The 17554-nt window shown below is 74.5% G+C and carries 18 protein-coding genes and 1 tRNA gene; 14 read left to right on the top strand and 5 right to left on the bottom strand.

Annotation, left to right across the window (positions count from 1 at the left end):
- The first annotated feature begins 139 nt into the window (after positions 1-139).
- The 6 genes from iolC (at position 140) to ACWH4W_RS18570 (ending at position 6685) form a co-directional block, all read left to right on the top strand.
- Complete coding sequence (iolC, locus tag ACWH4W_RS18595) at positions 140-1132, top strand: 5-dehydro-2-deoxygluconokinase (RefSeq protein ID WP_473076840.1); 993 nt, start codon at positions 140-142, stop codon at positions 1130-1132.
- 13 nt (positions 1133-1145) lie between these two features.
- On the top strand, positions 1146-2021 hold the full coding sequence (locus ACWH4W_RS18590; protein ID WP_473076839.1) for a Cgl0159 family (beta/alpha)8-fold protein: 876 nt from the start codon (positions 1146-1148) through the stop codon (positions 2019-2021).
- Between the two features lie 37 nt (positions 2022-2058).
- Positions 2059-2952: a 5-deoxy-glucuronate isomerase gene (gene iolB, locus ACWH4W_RS18585; RefSeq protein ID WP_473076838.1), complete on the top strand. Its 894-nt coding sequence runs from the start codon at positions 2059-2061 to the stop codon at positions 2950-2952.
- Positions 2949-4820, top strand: a complete 1872-nt coding sequence (gene iolD, locus ACWH4W_RS18580; RefSeq protein ID WP_473076837.1) for a 3D-(3,5/4)-trihydroxycyclohexane-1,2-dione acylhydrolase (decyclizing) — start codon at positions 2949-2951, stop codon at positions 4818-4820. The genes iolB and iolD overlap by 4 nt, the downstream gene beginning before the upstream one ends.
- 48 nt (positions 4821-4868) lie before the next feature.
- Positions 4869-5654 carry a GntR family transcriptional regulator gene (locus ACWH4W_RS18575; RefSeq protein WP_473076836.1) on the top strand — a complete coding sequence of 262 codons (786 nt, stop codon included), beginning with the start codon at positions 4869-4871 and terminating at the stop codon, positions 5652-5654.
- Between the two features lie 89 nt (positions 5655-5743).
- Entirely contained in the window at positions 5744-6685 is a 942-nt protein-coding gene (locus ACWH4W_RS18570) for an endonuclease/exonuclease/phosphatase family protein (protein ID WP_473076835.1), read from the top strand.
- Positions 6686-6753: 68 nt separating this feature from the next.
- On the opposite strand, the gene ACWH4W_RS18565 is transcribed toward ACWH4W_RS18570, so the two are convergent.
- Positions 6754-6827, bottom strand: a tRNA-Pro gene (locus tag ACWH4W_RS18565).
- Between the two features lie 139 nt (positions 6828-6966).
- On the opposite strand from ACWH4W_RS18565, the gene ACWH4W_RS18560 reads away from it, so the two are divergent.
- Both ACWH4W_RS18560 and cobF read left to right on the top strand, forming a co-directional pair.
- Entirely contained in the window at positions 6967-7512 is a 546-nt protein-coding gene (locus ACWH4W_RS18560; protein ID WP_473076834.1) for a DUF309 domain-containing protein, read from the top strand.
- A 48-nt stretch (positions 7513-7560) separates the two neighbouring features.
- A complete protein-coding gene (gene cobF / locus ACWH4W_RS18555) occupies positions 7561-8337 on the top strand; it encodes a precorrin-6A synthase (deacetylating) (protein WP_473076833.1) in 777 nt (258 codons plus the stop codon).
- Here cobF and ACWH4W_RS18550 read toward each other — a convergent pair.
- On the bottom strand, positions 8334-9095 hold the full coding sequence (locus ACWH4W_RS18550) for a cobalt-precorrin-6A reductase (RefSeq protein ID WP_473076832.1): 762 nt from the start codon (positions 9093-9095) through the stop codon (positions 8334-8336). The two genes, cobF and ACWH4W_RS18550, sit on opposite strands and share 4 nt — an antisense overlap.
- A 120-nt stretch (positions 9096-9215) precedes the next feature.
- Here ACWH4W_RS18550 and ACWH4W_RS18545 point away from each other — a divergent pair, with 120 nt between their 5' ends.
- Positions 9216-10634 (top strand): diacylglycerol/lipid kinase family protein, encoded by a 1419-nt coding sequence (locus ACWH4W_RS18545; RefSeq protein WP_473076831.1) that lies wholly within the window; start codon positions 9216-9218, stop codon positions 10632-10634.
- Positions 10635-10964: 330 nt separating this feature from the next.
- On the opposite strand, the gene ACWH4W_RS18540 is transcribed toward ACWH4W_RS18545, so the two are convergent.
- Entirely contained in the window at positions 10965-11738 is a 774-nt protein-coding gene (locus tag ACWH4W_RS18540; protein ID WP_473076830.1) for a sulfite exporter TauE/SafE family protein, read from the bottom strand.
- Positions 11739-11816: 78 nt separating this feature from the next.
- Complete coding sequence (locus ACWH4W_RS18535) at positions 11817-13004, bottom strand: thiolase family protein (RefSeq protein ID WP_473076829.1); 1188 nt, start codon at positions 13002-13004, stop codon at positions 11817-11819.
- A gap of 275 nt (positions 13005-13279) precedes the next feature.
- On the opposite strand from ACWH4W_RS18535, the gene ACWH4W_RS18530 reads away from it, so the two are divergent.
- The 5 genes from ACWH4W_RS18530 to ACWH4W_RS18510 all read left to right on the top strand — a co-directional run bounded on the left by ACWH4W_RS18530 (position 13280) and on the right by ACWH4W_RS18510 (position 16314).
- Complete coding sequence (locus tag ACWH4W_RS18530) at positions 13280-13762, top strand: Dps family protein (protein ID WP_473076828.1); 483 nt, start codon at positions 13280-13282, stop codon at positions 13760-13762.
- 43 nt (positions 13763-13805) lie between these two features.
- Positions 13806-14138: a DUF3140 domain-containing protein gene (locus tag ACWH4W_RS18525; protein WP_473076827.1), complete on the top strand. Its 333-nt coding sequence runs from the start codon at positions 13806-13808 to the stop codon at positions 14136-14138.
- On the top strand, positions 14135-14803 hold the full coding sequence (locus ACWH4W_RS18520) for an endonuclease (protein ID WP_473076826.1): 669 nt from the start codon (positions 14135-14137) through the stop codon (positions 14801-14803). Before ACWH4W_RS18525 ends, ACWH4W_RS18520 begins: the two co-directional genes overlap by 4 nt.
- Positions 14804-14942: 139 nt before the next feature.
- Positions 14943-15755 (top strand): SAM-dependent methyltransferase, encoded by an 813-nt coding sequence (locus ACWH4W_RS18515; RefSeq protein WP_473076825.1) that lies wholly within the window; start codon positions 14943-14945, stop codon positions 15753-15755.
- A 22-nt stretch (positions 15756-15777) separates the two neighbouring features.
- On the top strand, positions 15778-16314 hold the full coding sequence (locus ACWH4W_RS18510; RefSeq protein ID WP_473076824.1) for an NUDIX hydrolase family protein: 537 nt from the start codon (positions 15778-15780) through the stop codon (positions 16312-16314).
- A 52-nt stretch (positions 16315-16366) separates the two neighbouring features.
- Here the strand turns inward: ACWH4W_RS18510 and ACWH4W_RS18505 are convergent, their stop codons facing one another.
- The gene (locus tag ACWH4W_RS18505; RefSeq protein ID WP_473076823.1) at positions 16367-17545 is read right to left on the bottom strand and encodes an ABC transporter ATP-binding protein; all 1179 of its coding nucleotides are present in this window, start codon (positions 17543-17545) and stop codon (positions 16367-16369) included.
- Between the last annotated feature and the right edge of the window lie 9 nt (positions 17546-17554).

The raw sequence follows: 17554 nt of genomic DNA, 5'->3' as shown, positions 1-17554 counted from the left end.
GTCCGAATGTAAGTACAAACTATTGACACCGCCGCCCCTCGAGACCTACACCTGGAAGGCGGCAGGTCCCACAAGCACGTCCCACCGTGGCAGGGCGCCCTGGCACCCGCATCCCCAGCAGCTCGAGGAGCGTCGCTCAATGGCCGACACACCACAGTATTTCGACCTGGTCACCATGGGTCGCATCGGGGTCGATCTTTATCCCCTGCAGACCGGGGTGCCGTTGTCGCAAGTGGAGACGTTCGGGAAATTCCTGGGCGGTTCGGCCGCCAACGTCGCGGTGGCCGCGGCGCGGCTCGGCCGTTCCACCGCGGTGATCACCCGCACCGGCGACGACCCCTTCGGCGCCTATCTGCACGAGGCGCTGAAGGACTTCGGCGTGGACGACCGCTGGGTGACGCCGGTGGCCGCCCACCCGACCCCCGTCACCTTCTGCGAGATCTTCCCGCCGGACGACTTCCCCCTCTACTTCTACCGCCGTCCCAAGGCCCCCGACCTGGAGATCCACCCGCACGAGCTGGACCTGCCCGCGATCCGCGCGGCCGGCGTCTTCTGGATCACCGGCACCGGCCTGAGCGAGGAGCCCAGCCGCACCGCCACCCTCCACGCCCTGGAGGCGCGGGCCAAGGCCGGCACCACCGTCTTCGACCTGGACTGGCGTCCCATGTTCTGGCGGGACCCGGACCAGGCCCGTCCGTACTACCGCGAGGCGCTGCGCCACGCCACGGTCGCGGTGGGCAACCTCGACGAGTGCGAGGTCGCCACCGGGGTGCGCGAGCCCGAGGCGTGCGCCGAGGCGCTGCTGGCGGCCGGGGTGGAGCTGGCGGTGGTCAAACAGGGTCCGCGGGGCGTGCTGGCCGTGCACCGGGACGGCGCCCGGGCCGAGGTGGAGCCGGTGCCGGTCGAGGTGGTCAACGGCCTCGGCGCCGGCGACGCCTTCGGCGGCTCGCTCTGCCACGGTCTGCTCTCCGGCTGGGACCTGGAGCGGACCATGCGCCACGCCAACGCGGCCGGCGCCCTCGTCGCCTCGCGCCTGTCCTGCTCGTCCGCCATGCCGACCGGGCAGGAGGTCGCGGACCTCCTCGCGCGGGCCGTGGAGCCGGACGCGGCGGGCCGGCCGAGCCAGTCCTGAACGGAGCCCTTCCTTGAATCTCAGCATCCCCGACCTCACCACGGTCCGCGCCCGGCATCCCGAGGCCGTCGCCGAGGCGGCCGCCCGCCGGGCCCGCCGTCCGCTGATCGGCGACAGCGGACGGCTGATGATCGTGGCCGCCGACCACCCCGCCCGGGGCGCGCTCGGCATAGGCGACCGGCGCCTGGCCATGGCCGACCGGGCCGACCTGCTGGAACGCCTGTGCGTCGCGCTGTCCCGGCCGGGCGTGGACGGGGTGCTGGCCACCGCCGACATCCTGGAGGACCTGCTGCTGCTCGGCGCGCTGGAGAACAAGGTCGTCATGGGCTCGATGAACCGCGGCGGCCTGGCCGGGGCGTCCTTCGAGATGGACGACCGCTTCACCGGGCACCGCGCCGAGGACATCGCCCGGCTCGGCTTCGACGCGGGCAAGCTGCTGGTGCGGATCGACTACGACGACCCCGGCTCGCTCGCCACCCTGGAGTCCGCCGCCCGCGCCGTCGACGCGATGGCCGCGCACCGGCTGCCGGTGTTCGTGGAGCCGTTCCTCTCCCGCCGGGTGGACGGACGCGTCCGCAACGACCTGTCCGCCGAGGCCGTGACCCGGTCCATCGCCATCGCCTCCGGACTGGGCGGCACCTCCGCCTACACCTGGCTGAAGCTGCCGGTCACCGAGGACGTGGACGACATGGCGGAGGTGCTGCGCAGCTCGACGCTGCCGGTGGTGCTGCTCGGCGGCGAGGTCGGCGACCAGGAGGCGGCCTACGAGCGGTGGGGCAAGGCGCTGCGGCTGCCCACCGTGCAGGGCATGGTCGTCGGCCGCTCCCTGCTCTACCCGGCCGAGGGCAGCGTGGAGACGGCGGTGGACACCGCCGTCGGCCTGTTGTGACCAGCCCGTACGACGACGGACGCAGACGGAGGCACCCATGACCCATCACCTTCCCGCGGGCAAGGCCGCCGCCGGCCCCTACTCCGTGGACGTGAGTCCGCGGACCGCCGGCTGGGACCACTCGAGCCTGCGGGTGCTCGAGCTGGCGCCGGGCGGCACGCACGCCTTCGACACCGGTGACAGCGAGTGGATCGTGCTGCCGCTGAGCGGCGGGTGCACGGTCGCCTCGGACGACGACCTCGGCCACGAGGAGTTCGGACTCACCGGACGGACGAGCGTGTTCGACGGCGTGACCGACTTCGCCTACGTGCCGCGCGACGCCCGGGTCACCGTGTCCTCGGCGGCCGGCGGGCGGTTCGCGCTGACCGGCGCCCGCTGCGCCCGGCGGCTGCCCGCGCGCTACGGGCCGGCCTCGGACGTGCCGGTGGAGCTGCGCGGCACCGGCACCTGCTCCCGGCAGGTCAACAACTTCGGCGCCGCGGGCGTCTTCGAGTGCGACAAGCTGATCGCGGTCGAGGTGCTCACCCCGGGCGGCAACTGGTCGTCCTTCCCGCCGCACAAGCACGACGAGCACCGGCCGGGCGAGGAGTCGGTGCTGGAGGAGATCTACTACTTCGAGTTCGCCGCCCACGACGGCACGCCGGGCCTCGGCTACCAGCGGGTCTCCCCGTCCGGTCCGGGCCGCGACACGGACGTGCTGGCCGAGGTGCGCGACGGCGACGTCGTCCTCATCCCGGACGGCTGGCACGGGCCGTCCATGGCGGTGCCCGGCCACCACATGTACTACCTCAACGTCATGGCGGGACCCGGGGCCGAGCGCGCCTGGCTGATCTGCGACCACCCCGACCACGCCTGGATCCGCGACACCTGGCCCGAGCAGCCCGTCGACCCCCGACTCCCCCTCTACACCGCACCGGAGAGGTCCGCATGAGCGCCACCACCCGCCGACTGACCACCGCCCAGGCCCTGGTGCGGTTCCTGGCCGCCCAGTACACCGAGCGGGACGGCGCGCGCCGCCGGCTGATCGCGGGCACCTGGGGCATCTTCGGCCACGGCAACGTCGCCGGTCTCGGGCAGGCGCTGGTCGAGTACCGCGACGTCATGCCGTACCACCAGGGCCGCAACGAGCAGGCGATGGTGCACGCGGCCGTCGGGTACGCCCGCCAGCTCGACCGGCTCTCCGCGCAGGCGGTGACGACGTCCATCGGCCCCGGCGCGACCAATCTGGTCACCGGCGCCGCGCTCGCCACGATCAACCGGCTGCCGGTGCTGCTGCTGCCCGGCGACTACTTCGCCTCCCGCGCCGCCGACCCGCTGCTCCAGCAGCTGGAGCACCCCGTCGAGGCCGACGTGTCGGTCAACGACACGCTCCGCCCGGTGTCCCGCTACTTCGACCGGATCACCCGCCCCGAGGCGCTGATCGCGTCCGCGCTGAACGCGATGCGGGTGCTCGCCGACCCGGCCGAGACCGGCGCCGTCACCCTCGCGCTGCCGCAGGACGTGCAGGCGGAGGCGTACGACTGGCCGGAGGAGTTCTTCGCCGAGCGGGTGTGGACGGTGCGCCGGCCCGCCCCGGACCCGGTGGAACTGGACGCGGCCGTGGCGGCCGTGCGGGCGGCGAGGCGGCCGCTGATCGTCGCGGGCGGCGGGGTGCACCACAGCGAGGCCGAGGACGCGCTGCGGGCGCTGGTGGACGCCACCGGCATCCCGGTCGCCTCCACCCAGGCCGGCAAGGGCTCGCTGCGCCACGACCACCCCGCCGACCTGGGCGGCATCGGCCACACCGGCACCGCGGTGAGCGACGCGCTGGCCCGCGACGCCGACGTGGTGATCGGCGTCGGCACCCGTTACACCGACTTCACCACCGCCTCCGGCACCCTGTTCCGCGCCCCGGACGTGCGGTTCGTGAACCTCAACATCACCGGCTTCGACGCCCACAAGCTCGCCGCGCGCACCCTGGTCTGCGACGCGCGCACCGGCCTGGAGCGGCTCGCCGAGGGGCTGGCCGGGTACCGGGTGGACGCGGCGTACGAGGCGGAGTACCGGGCCGGGAAGGAACGCTGGGACGAGGTCGTCGCGGCCGCCCTGCGGGCCGAGGACGACACCGCCGTGCCGACCCAGACGCAGGTGCTCGGCGCGCTGGACGCGGTGGTCGGCGACGACGACGTGGTGATCAACGCGGCCGGCTCGCTCCCCGGCGACCTGCACAAGCTGTGGCGCGCCCGCAGCCCCCGCCAGTACCACCTGGAGTACGGCTACTCCTGCATGGGCTACGAGATCCCGGCCGCGCTGGGCGTCCAGCAGGCCGCGCCCGGCACGCCCGTCTGGGCGCTGGTCGGCGACGGCACGTACCTGATGATGCCCACGGAGATCGTCACGGCCGTCCAGGAGGGCCTGCCGGTCAACGTGGTGCTGGTGCAGAACCACGGCTACGCCTCCATCGGCGGCCTGTCGGAGGAGACCGGCGGCGAGCGCTACGGCACCGCCTACCGGTTCCGCGCCCCCGACGGCTCCTTCACCGGCGCCCCGCTGCCGGTGGACCTCGCGGCCAACGCGGCCAGCCTCGGCATGGACGTGCTGCGCGCCAAGACGGTGCGGGAGCTGCGCACCGCCCTCGCCGAGGCCCGTGCCTCGGACCGCCCGACCTGCGTCCACGTCGAGACCGACCCGACGCCGACCGCTCCCCCGGCCGAGGCCTGGTGGGACGTGCCGGTCGCGGAGGTCGCCACCCGCGAGCCCGCGCGAAAGGCCCGCGAACGCTACGACGCCCAGGTCGCCGGGCGCCGCCGCCACCTGTGAACCCGTCCCCCGCGCCCCGCCCCGGAGCCCCGACAGGAAGGCACGTCCATGGCGAAGACCGGTGACCCCGCACGCGCCGCGGCCGGCCCCGCGCCGCACTCCCTGGACTTCGTCCTGGACCGGGGCAGTCCGGTGCCGCTGTACTACCAGCTCGCCCAGCAGCTCGAAGCGGCGATCTCGAACGGGGTGCTCGCGCCCGGCGACCTCCTGGGCAACGAGGTGGACCTCTCCGTGCGCCTCGGCCTGTCCCGGCCCACCGTCCGCCAGGCCATCCAGTCCCTGGTCGACAAGGGGCTGCTGGTGCGGCGGCGCGGGGTGGGCACGCAGGTGGTGCACAGCCAGGTGCGCCGCTCCCTGGAGCTGACCAGCCTCTACGACGACCTGGAGGCGGCCGGGCAGGCCCCGACCACGGAGGTCGTCCGCAACGAGACCGTCCCGGCCCCGCCCGGCGTCGCCGCCGCCCTGGGTCTTCCCGAGGGCGGGGAGGTGATCGTGCTGGAGCGGCTGCGCCGCACCCACGGCCTGCCGGTCGCCCTGCTCGGCAACTACCTCCCGGCGGGCCTGCTCGACCTGGACGGCGCCCGGCTGGAGGCGACCGGCCTGTACCGGATGATGCGCGCGGCCGGCATCACCCTGCACAGCGCCCGCCAGACGGTCGGGGCCCGCTCGGCGACCGCCGAGGAGGCGTCCCGCCTGGACGAGGAGGAGGGCGCGGCACTGCTCACCATGCGGCGCACCGCCTACGACGACACGGGCCGGGCGGTGGAGTACGGCAGCCACATCTACCGCGCCTCCCGGTACTCCTTCGACTTCCAGCTGCTGGTCAGACCGTGAATCCGTGAACCGGAAGGCGGCCCCGGCTCGTCCTGGTCATCAGGATCGGTCACCCGGACCGATCACCGGGGCGAGCGAAGGGAGCGGCGGTGGACCTCGTGACCTCCCGTCCGGTACGGGGGCGGGTGCCGGCGGCCCTCGCCGTGCTGACGGCGGGGCTGCTGGCGTTCCACCGCGCGGTACCGAACACCCCGGGCCGGCTGGGGAGCCTGCTGGAGTCGTTCCTGCCGTGGCTCGGCCTCGCGGTCGTCCCTCTGCTCCTCCACGGCCTGCTGCGCCGAGCACCCGCCGCACTGGTGGCCGTGCTGCTGCCCGTCGCGGTGTGGACCCACCTCTTCGGCGGGCTGCTGCTGCCCGCGGACGCGGCCGGGCCGCGCGACCTGGTCGTGGTGCAGCACAACGTCGCCGACGACAACCCCGACCCGGCGGACACCGCCCGCGCCCTCGCCGCCGCGGACGCGGACCTGATCGCGCTGGAGGAGCTGGTGCCGGACGCGCTGCCGGCGTACGAGCGGGCCCTCGGCGCGCGCTATCCGCACCACGTGGTGCGGGGCACCGTCGGGCTGTGGTCGCGGTACCCGCTGAGCGGCGCGCGGGCGGTGGACATCAAGCCGGCGGACCTCACCGGGCCGTGGAGCCGGGGGCTGCGGGCGGTGGCCGGGACTGCGCACGGCGAGGTCGCGGTGTACGTGGCGCACCTGCCGTCGGTGCGGATCGGGCCGGGGGGCCTGGCGTCCGCCCGGCGGGACGAGAGCGCCGCACTGCTGGGACGGGCGGTGGCGGCCGAGCCGCTGGACCGGGTGATCCTGCTGGGCGACCTCAACGGCACGGTCGACGACCGGGGTCTGGCGCCACTGACGTCCCGGCTGGAGGTGCCGCGACGCGGGTTCGCGTTCAGCTTCCCCGCCGGGCTGCCCCTCGTGCGGATCGACCAGGTGATGGCCCGCTCGGCGACCGTCGGCCTCCTCCGCGCCCTGCCCGCCACCGGGAGCGACCACCTGCCGGTGACGGCCCGGATCACGCTCCGCTGAGACGGCCCCTACGGGAAGGGCCGTATCGGAGAGCTCCGATACGGCCCGACGACCTGCTGCGTCGCAAGTCGGGACGACAGGATTTGAACCTGCGACCCCTTGACCCCCAGTCAAGTGCGCTACCAAGCTGCGCCACGTCCCGGTGCGCGTCGCGCGGGTGAACCGCGTGATCGCGCGATGAGCACTGTACCGCACACCCGGCGCCTGACCGAAGCCGGGCGGGGAGCCGGGCGATGAGCGGTGCGGTGAGCGGTGCGGTGAGCCGGGGCACAATCGGCCGTATGGGCACCACGGACAGCACATCCACGGACAGCCGATCCACCGGCCGCGCGGTCCCCGGGCGCGACCGCGACGAGGAGGGACGGGCGCGCAACGCGCGCCCGAGGGACGGACTCGGGCGGCCCCTGCCCTACGGCGAGGAGGGCGTGCCCCGGCAGCCGGAAGGGGTGGTGCGGCGGCCGGAGGAGAGCGTCGCCGAGGCGCAGCGGCTGCTGGACCAGGGCAAGCCGTTCCACGCGCACGAGGTGTTCGAGGACGCCTGGAAGTCGGGTCCCGAGCAGGAGCGGGAGCTGTGGCGGGGGCTGGCCCAGATGGCCGTCGGGCTCACGCACGCCGCACGCGGGAACGCGACCGGCGGGGCGCGGCTGCTGCGGCGCGGGGCGGGCGCCGCCGAGGAGTGGGCGGCGGGCGCGGGGAGCCGGCCGCACGGGATCGACCTGCCCGGGGTGATCGCCTGGGCGCGGGAGCTGGCGGCGGAGGTGGAGCGCGGGGACGCCGGTCCGCCGGACCCGGGCGCGCGTGCCCCCCGGCTGCGGGGCGCCGCCTGATCCGGGTGCGGTGCGGGCGCGTCCGGGGGCGTGCGGCAGACTCGGGGCGTGCGGACTCTTCATGTGATCGGTATCGGCGCGGGCGACCCCGACCAGCTCACCCTGCAGGCGGTCAAGGCCATGCGGGACACGGACGTGTTCTTCCTCCTGGACAAGGGCGAGGCGAAGGCGGACCTGACCCGGCTGCGCCGGGACATGCTGGAGACACACCTGGCGGACCGCGCGTACCGCGTCGTCGAGGCGCGTGACCCGGAGCGGGACCGCTCGGCGGGCGGCGCCGCCTACTCCCCCGCCGTCGGCGACTGGCGCAGCGCCCGCGCCGACGTCTACGAGCGGCTGATCACCGAGGAGCTGGGCGAGGACGAGACCGGCGCGTTCCTGGTGTGGGGCGACCCTGCGCTGTACGACAGCACGCTCGGCATCCTCGAGGAGGTGCGGGAGCGGGGCACGGTCGCCTTCGACCACGACGTCGTACCGGGCGTCAGCAGTGTGTCGGCCCTCGTCGCCCGGCACCGCACGGGCCTCAACCGGGTGGCGCGTCCGGTGCAGATCACCACGGGACGGCGGCTGGCGGAGGAGGGCTTCCCCGCGGGGGTGGACGACGTGGTGGTGATGCTGGACGCCCACCAGCGCTTCCGCGCCTTCGCCGGCGAGGACGTGGACATCTACTGGGGCGCCTACATCGGCACCCCGGACGAGATCCTGGTCTCCGGTCCGGTCGCCGAGGCCGCCCCGCGCATCGAGCGGCTGCGCGCCGAGGCGCGGGAGCGCAAGGGCTGGATCATGGACACGTATCTGCTGCGCCGCTCCCCCGGCGACCGCTAGGTCTCGCGGGTCCGCGCGAGGACGCCGTCCAGCCGGCGCAGCACCGCCGGCACGTCGGGGAGCGCGGTGACGCCGTCGGGCAGGGGCGGGCGGCGGACGACGACGACCGGGAGTCCGAGGTCGCGGGCGGCGGTGAGTTTCGCCGAGGTCGCCGCGCCGCCGCTGTCCTTGGTCACCAGCACGTCGACGCGGTGCTCGCGCAGCAGGGCCGTCTCGTCGGCCACGCTGAACGGGCCGCGCGCCAGCACGACGTGGGTGTGCGGGGGCAGGGGCGGCTCGGGGGGTTCGACCGACCGTACGACGAAGCTCAGTTCCGCGAGTCCGGCGAAGGCGGCGAGGCCGAGACGCCCGGTGGTCAGGAAGACCCGGCGCCCGAGTCCGGGCAGCAGGGCGGCGGCCGTCTCCAGGGAGGGGACCGGGTGCCAGCGGTCGCCGGGGCCGGGCTGCCAGCCGGGGCGGCGCAGCACCAGCAGGGGCACCCGCGCGGCGGCGGTGGCGCGGGCCGCGTTCTCGGTGATCGTCGCGGCGAACGGGTGGGTCGCGTCGACGACGGCGTCCACGCCCTCCTCGCGCAGCCAGGCCGCCAGTCCCTCCGGGCCGCCGAAGCCGCCCACCCGCACCTCGCCGTCGAGCGCGCCCGGCCGGGTCACGCGTCCGGCGAGCGAGGTGGTGGCCCGGGTGCCGGGGCGGGCGGCCAGCGCGGCGGCGAGCCTGCGCGCCTCGGTGGTACCGCCGAGAATCAGCACGTGCGGGGACATGCGCCGAGCGTACGGGCCGGGGCCCGGACACCCGGCGGCGGCCCGCCCGCCGATGATCGCCGTCGGCCCGCACGCCTGTGCGTCTTCGCCCTACGATGACGCCGGGCGACCTAAGGAGTCATGGCCGTGGACTGGAGCATGCGGGGCTATCACGCCCAACGGTGGGCGGCGCGGGGGGCGTTGCTCGCGGCGGCGCTCGCGGTGGCGACCCCCCTGGTCTACGGCGGGCTGCGCGGACTGCTGCTCCTGGTGCTGGGGGCGGCCGGGCTGGGGCTGAGCGCGGCGGCCCTGTGGTGGACGCTGACGTTGCGCGGGCCGCTGCGGTGGGGGGCCGCGCTGGTCGCGGTGTGTGTTCCGGCGGGTCTGCTGGCGCTGTTCGCGGTGACGCTGTTCTGGGCGCTGCTGGTGTCGCTGGCGCTGTGGGGTCTGGCGGTGTGGAGCGGGAGGTACGCGCTGCGCGGGACCGGCGGGCACACCCCGGTGCGGGAGCGGCGGCTGCCGCCGCCCCGGAAGCCTGTGCTGATCATGAATCCGCGGTCGGGCGGCGGCAAGGTGGGCCGGTTCCGGCTGCGGGAGAAGGCGGAGCGGCTGGGCGCGCGGGTGGTGCTGCTGGAGCCGGGCAGGCAGCACGATGTCACGGAGCTGGCGCGGGCCGCCGTGGCGGACGGCGCGGACCTGCTGGGCGCGGCGGGCGGCGACGGCACCCAGGCGCTGGTCGCGGCCGTGGCCGCCGAGCACGACATCCCGTTCCTGGTGATCAGCGCGGGCACCCGCAACCACTTCGCGCTGGACCTCGGTCTGGACCGGGGGAACCCGGCGGCGTGCCTGGACGCGCTGACGGACGGGGTGGAGCTCCGGGTCGACCTCGGGTTCGCCGGGGACCAGCCGTTCGTGAACAACGCGTCGTTCGGCGCGTACGCGGCGATCGTGCAGAGTCCCGCGTACCGCGACGACAAGCTCGGGACGAGTCTGGAGATGCTGCCGGACCTGCTCACCGGGCAGCAGGGGCCCCGGCTGGTCGCCCGCGCCGGGGACACCACGCTGACCGCGCCGCAGGCGGTGCTGGTCAGCAACAACCCGTACCGCACCGGCGACCCGTTCGGGTTAGGGCGGCGGGAGCGGCTGGACTCGGGGACGCTGGGCGTCCTCGGGGTGAAGGTGGAAGGTGCGATCAGCGCCGCCGCGCTGCTGCTGAACCCGGACCCGGCGGGGCTGACGGTGCTGACGGCGCCGGAGGTGGTCGTCGAGGCGGACCGGGACGAGATCGAGGCGGGTGTCGACGGCGAGGCGATGGTGCTGCCCGCGCCCGTGCGCTGCCGTATCGCGGCGGGCGCGCTGCGGGTCCGCGTGCCGCGCAGACGGCCCGGTGTCGCCCCGGGCCCGCCCCGGCTGGACTGGCGCCGCCTGCGCAAGCTGGCCGCGACGGTCGGCCGCGCGGCGGCCCCGAGCCACCTTCACCGGCCCCGCCACACGTCACGGCACCTCAAGACACCCGACCGCCTGGAGACGACGACACCGGGCGGCCCGCCCGGCCCCTGAACCCGGACCGGCCGAACGCCGGCACCGGCATCACGGACACGCGGAGCCGTCCGCGGCCACGGACGCCGACGGCCGAGCGGACCGGCGGCCCCAACGGCCGCCCGGGCCGGCCGCGCGCGACACGGTCCGGCCGGCCGCACCTCACGGACACGCGGCCCTCCCGTCGGCTCCGGCCGCCACGCGGGGCAGCAGGGCGGGAAAACACGCCTCGGGCCCCGCACCGGCCCAGTCGTCCCGGCGCCGCCCCGCGGACGCCCCGGATCCCCTGCCGGAGCCGGCCGCAGTGCGGAGCAGGACGGGGCGGCCGTCCGGCTCCTGACCCCCGCCCGCTCAGCGCAGCAACAGCTGCAGTCCCCCCACCACCGTCGCCGCGATGACCAGGTGCTCGAAGAACCGCTGGTCGATCCGGGCCACCGCCCACTTGCCGAGGAACGCGCCGGGCACCACGAACAGCACCAGGGCCGCGTCCAGCAGCAGCGAGTCCGCGTCGATGAGGCCGAGTCCCGCGCTGAACGGCAGCTTGGACGTGTTGACGATGAGGAAGAAGAACGCCGAGGTGCCCAGGAAGCCCAGCTTCCGGAAGCCCGCGGAGAGCAGGTACATCGACATCACCGGGCCGCCCGCGTTGGCGACCATGGTGGTGAAGCCGCCGAGGACGCCGTAGGAGCGGGCCTTGACGCGGCCCGTCCGGGTGGTGACGCCGTCGGGTTCCGCCTCGGCGTCGGCGCGGCGCCGGCGCCACATCGTCACCCCGGCCATCAGCAGCAGGATCGCCCCGATCGAGGTCCGTACGATCCCGTCGTCCGCCCACATCAGGAAGACGGTGCCGACGACCACGCCCGCCGCGACGGCCGGGAACAGCCGCCACAGGGTGGGCCAGTGGGCGTGCCGCCGGTAGGTCAGCACGGCGAGGACGTCCCCGGCGATCAGGAGGGGGAGCAGCACGCCCGTGGACTCCCGGGCGGGCAGGACGGCGGCGAACACGGCGAGACTCACCGTGTTCGCGCCGCTGACGGCGGTCTTGGAGAACCCGACGAGCAGGGCCGCGAAGGCCAGCGCGGCGAATTCCCAGCCGGTGAGGTTCCAGAGGGTCGTGGTGTTCATGCGGCGACCGATGGTACGTGCGTGCACCGGCCGCCGGTGCGGCGCGTCCCGCCCGGTGACCGCCGCGGCGGCCGTCCGTCAGTCCCGTTCGACCAGCACCGCGCTGCCCTGGCCCACGCCCACGCACATGGTGGCGAGGCCCCGTCCGGCGCCGGTGCGGCGCATGCGGTGCAGCAGGGTGGTGAGGATGCGGGCGCCGGAGCAGCCCAGCGGGTGGCCGAGCGCGATGGCGCCGCCGTCGGGGTTCACCCGCTCCGGGTCGATGCCGAGCTGGTCGACGCAGGCCAGGGCCTGGGCGGCGAACGCCTCGTTGAACTCGGCCTCCTGCACGTCGCCGATGTCCCATCCCGCGCGGGCGAGCACCTTGCGGGTGGCGGGGACGGGGCCGATGCCCATGACGTCCGGGTGGACGCCCGCGGAGCCGCCGGCGACGTAGCGGCCGAGCGACTCCAGGCCCAGGTCGTCCAGGGCCTGCTCGCTGACCAGGATCAGCCCGGCGGCGCCGTCGTTCATCGGGGAGGCGTTGCCCGCCGTGACCGAGCCCCCGGCGCGGAACACCGGCTTCAGCCGGCCGAGCTTCTCGAGGGAGGTGTCCTCGCGGACGCACTCGTCGGCGTCGACGACCACGCCGTCCGGTCGGGTCACCGGCAGCAGTTCGTCGTCGAAGTGGCCGTGTCCGCGGGCCTCGGCGGCACGCCGGTGGCTGCGCAGGGCGAACTCGTCCTGGCGTTCGCGCGTGATGCCGTACCGGCGGGCGACCTCCTCGGCGGTCTCGCCCATGGCCAGCAGGCCGTGCAGTTCCTTCATCGCCGGGTTGACCAGCCGCCAGCCGAGCCGCGTGTCGTGCGTCTCGATGCGGTGCGGGAGGGCCTCGTCGGGGCGGGGCAGCACGAAGGGGGCGCGGCTCATGGACTCGGAGCCGCCGGCGATCACGATGTCGGCCTCGCCGGCCGCGATGGCGCGGGCGGCGGTGGTGACGGCCTCCAGGCCCGAGGCGCACAGGCGGTTGACCGTGGCGCCGGGGACGGACTCGGGGAGGCCCGCGAGCAGGGCGGCCATGCGGGCGACGTTGCGGTTGTCCTCGCCGGCCTGGTTGGCGGCGCCCCAGTAGACGTCGTCGACGCGGGCCGGGTCCAGCGCGGGCACGTCGGCGACCAGGCCGCGGATCACCGCGGCGGCGAGGTCGTCGGGCCGGACGCCGGAGAGGGCTCCGCGCAGTTTGCCGAGGGGAGTGCGGCGGGCGGCCGCGAAGTGGACGGGACGCAACGGGGACTCCTGATCCGGAAGCCGACGGCCGGGCTGCCGATCGGCGGCTCACTTAATTAGCACCGCTAGTTTCGGACTATAGACCGCCCGGCCCCTCCCGGGGAAGATCCCGGAGGTCACGGCCGGTCCTCCCGTGCCGCCGGCCGGGTTTGTCCCGGTGGGCCGGGGTACCCGCGCGTTCACGGAGTGGTCGCGGAGCGCGGCCCGCGCGGCGGCGTCGCACGCGGGCCCCGCCCCCGCGCCACGAGCGCATCAACTGGGAGGAACACCACTTCATGACCGTCGTGAGGAGCACACTTCCGGACGAGGCCCGCCGGATCTCCGGCGAGGCCCTCCAGGAGACCCTGGTCGACCTGCTCGGCCTGTCCCTGATCGCCAAGCAGGCGCACTGGAACGTCGTGGGGCCGCGGTTCCGCTCGGTCCACCTGCAGCTCGACGAGGTGGTCTCGGCCGCGCGCACGCACGCGGACACGGTGGCGGAGCGCGCCTCGGCGCTCGGCGTGCCGCCGGACGGCCGCCCGGAGACGATCGCCAAGGTCTTCTCCCTGCCGGCGCCCGCGGAGGGCTGGCTGCGCGACTCGGAGGCCGTCGAGGTGATGACGGACGCCCTGGGCGCGGCGATCACGCGGCTGCGTGAGCGTATCGACGCCACCGAGAAGGCCGACCTGGTCACGCAGGACCTGCTGATCTCCGTCACCGCCGACCTGGAGAAGCAGCGCTGGATGTTCGAGGCGGAGAACCACCCGCGGGAGTCCTGAGACGCCCCCGGGCGCACGACGTACGGGAACGAAGGGGCACATGATGAGCGACGCCCTCGAGATGGACGCGCTGTGGGAGGACTTCCACCGCGTGGTGAACATGACGTCGGCCGAGCTGGCCGCCTGGCTGCGGGTCAGCGACGCCGGCGAGACGACGGAGCCGCTGCCGGACCGGGCGGGCAGCGAGACCGGGCAGCACGTCCTGGCCATCCTGCAGAAGCGCCGCACCGATCTCACCGAGGACGACCTGCGGGTGATGGCGGAGGTCGTGGAGACGGTCACCGGCGAGACCGACCTGGAGAACGAGCCGGCGGCCGAGGACGCGGACCGTCGCCACCGTCTGATGAGCCTGGGCCACGACCCGCTCAAGGCGTGACCGTGGCCGGCCGCGACGACGGGCGGACCGTGGTACGCGCCCTCGTCGACGCGCACGGCGAGACGTACGCGCACGAGGCGGGCATCGCCCTGCGGAACACCCCGCAGTCGCTGTACCGGCTGCTGGTGCTCGCCCATCTGCTCAGCGCCCGCATCCGGGGGTCGGTCGCCGTGGCCACCGCCCGCGCCCTGCACGCGGCGGGGCTGCGCGACCCCCGCCGGACGGCCGCCGCGAGCCGACGGGAGCGGGTCGACGCCCTCGGCCGGGGCGGCTACCGGCGCTACGACGAGCGCACCGCCGCCCAACTCGGCGAGGCGGCCGAGCTGTTGCTCGACCGCTGGGGCGGCGACCTGCGTCGGCTGCGCGCCGAGGCGGACGGCGACGTGAACGGACTGCGCCGTCCGCCGCGGGAGTTCCCCGGCACCGGTCCCTCCGGCGCGGCCGTCTTCCTGCGCGAGGTGCAGGCGGTGTGGCCCGAGACGGTCCCCCGGGTGGACGCCAAGGCACTGCCGGGCGCCGGGCGACTGGGGCTGCCGCAGGGCCCGGACCGGCTGCTCGGCCTCCCGGACGGGACGGAACCGGCCGTGCCGTCCTCGGCCCTGGTGCGCGCGGCGCTCGACGAGGACGTCGCCGAGGACACCCTGCGCAGAGCCGCGGCCCGCTGACACCCGCTCAGCTTCCCTCCGGGTCGCCCCGTTCCACGGGGCGGCCCGTTCCGTTCCCGGGACAACCTGATCACCGCGATGCACAATGGCCGGGTCGGCCCGCACGGGCCGGACGCGGGCAAGGGAGAGGGAGAGACCGTTGAGCGAGAGCCACACCCCGACGAGCGGCTCGGCGAGGCTGAACACCGGTGTGGCGCACAACGCGCGCGTGTGGAACTACTGGATCGGCGGCAAGGACAACTACGAGGTCGACCAGCAGGTCGGGGACCACGTCGCGTCGATCATCCCGCTCATCCGGGACATCGCCCGCGCGGACCGGGAGTTCCTGGGCCGCGCGGTGACGTATCTGGCACGCGACCGCGGGGTGCGGCAGTTCCTCGACATAGGCACCGGACTGCCGACGGCGGACAACACCCACGAGATCGCGCAACGCATCGCGCCGGACGCGCGGATCGTCTACGTCGACAACGACCCGATCGTCCTCGTCCACGCCCGGACGCTGCTGACCGGCACGGCCGAGGGCGCCACCGACTACATCGACGCCGACGTGCACGACCCGGACGTCATCGTGGAACGGGCGTCCGCGACGCTGGACTTCTCCCGGCCGGTCGCGGTGATGCTGCTCGGCATCCTCAACTTCGTGCCGGACACGGACAAGGCCCGGGAGATCGTGAACCGGATCATGGCGGTCGTGCCCCCCGGCAGCTTCCTGGCGCTCACCCACCCCACCTTCGACCCCGAGGTGGGCGGGGAACTCCAGGTCCCCGCCATGGAGTTCTGGAACGCGAACGCCACTCCCCCGATCACCGCCCGCGGCGCGGCGGACATCGCCGCGTTCTTCGACGGACTGGAGCTGGTCGAGCCCGGTCTCGTCTCCTGCTCGCAGTGGCGCGCCGAGCCCGGCTCCCCTCCGGTGGTGCCCCAGTACGGCGCGGTGGCCGTGAAGCCCTGACCCTCGAAAGTATGATCAAGCAATGTCTGACATGACCGAGACCACGCCGGGCTGGCTGTCCTCCGACGACCTGGAGCAGGCACGCGCCCGGATGCCGATCCTGTACGTCGAGGCCGTCCCCGTGCGTGTGGACGACAGCGGTGAGGTCACCAGCGTCGGTCTGCTGCTGCGCATCGGGCCCGACGGGACGGTCAGCCGGACCCTGGTCTCCGGCCGGGTGCTGCACCACGAGCGGGTCCGCGACGCGCTGCTGCGTCATCTGGAGAAGGACCTCGGACCGGTGGCGCTGCCCCGGGTGCCGGCGTCGTTGCAGCCGTTCACGGTCGCGGAGTACTTCCCCACCCAGGGCATCACCCCGTTCCACGACCCCCGGCAGCACGCGGTGTCGCTGGCGTACATCGTGCCGGTGACGGGTGACTGCCGGCCCCGGCAGGACGCGCTGGACCTGGTGTGGTTCACCCCGCAGGAGGCCGTGTCGCGGGCGGTGCAGAGCGAGATGCCGGGCGGGCACGGGGTGCTGCTGAAGCAGGCGCTGGCGCACGCGGGCTGCGTGGTCTGAGGCGTACCGCCGTCCGGACCGTCCCGTTCGGAGCGGTCCGGACGGAGCGGGATCAGCTCTGCGAGTGCGTGAGGTTGGCCCCGTCCGACGGGTCGAAGACGTGCGCTTTCGACAGGTCGAGGCGCAGCTCGACGGGCGCGCCCTCCCGGGCGCGGGTGGCCGCGTCCAGCCGGGCCACGATCTGCTGGTCCGCCCCGGCGCCGGTGTCCTTCAGGCCCGAGTCCGTGGCCAGCTCGTCCAGTTCGGCGGTGCTCACCGGGCCGCCCTCGGCGCTGAAGTAGACGTACGCGTCGGATCCCAGGGACTCCAGCACGTCCACGGTGACGGTGACGACCGGGCCGCTGGTGTCGCGGGCCAGGCTCGCGTCCTCGAACGCCTCGGGCCGCAGCCCTACGATGACCTCGCGGGGCGCGTCCCGCCGCTGGAGCTCCCGGCGCATGCGGTCGTCCAGCGGCAGGTCGCCGAGCGGGGTGTGCAGGGTGTCCGGGGTCAGGGAGGCCTGGAGGAAGTTCATCGCCGGGGAGCCGATGAAGCCGGCGACGAACAGGTTGCGGGGCGTGTCGTAGAGCTCGGCGGGGGTGCCGACCTGCTGGACCACACCCTGGCGCATCACGACGACCCGGTCGCCGAGGGTCATGGCCTCGGTCTGGTCGTGGGTGACGTACACGGTGGTGGTGCCCAGGCGGCGCTGGATGCGGGAGATCTGGGTGCGCATCTGCACGCGGAGCTTGGCGTCCAGGTTGGACAGCGGTTCGTCCATGAGGAACGCCTTGGGGTCGCGGACGATGGCCCGGCCCATCGCCACCCGCTGGCGCTGTCCGCCGGAGAGGTTGGCCGGCTTGCGGTCCAGGAACTCGACGAGGTCGAGCACCCGGGCGGCCTCCTCGACCTTGCGGTCGACGGTGTCCTTGTCCACCTTGGCCAGCCGCAGCGGGAAGCCCATGTTCTCCCGCACGCTCATGTGCGGGTAGAGGGCGTAGCTCTGGAACACCATGGCCACGTCCCGCTCCTTGGGCGCGAGGTCGTTGACGACCTGCCCGCCGATGCGCAGGGTGCCCTCGGTGATGTCCTCCAGGCCCGCGATCATGTTCAGGGTGGTCGACTTGCCGCACCCGGACGGGCCGACCAGGATCACGAACTCGCCGTCGGCGATGTCGAGGTCCACGTCCCGCACGGCGAGGGAACCGTCGGGATAGCGCTTGGTGACTCCCTCGAGGACGATCTCGGCCATGGATGCTGC

This window comes from Streptomyces sp. DSM 120436 (assembly GCF_055778765.1).
This window is presented reverse-complemented; position numbering and strand designations above follow the sequence as displayed.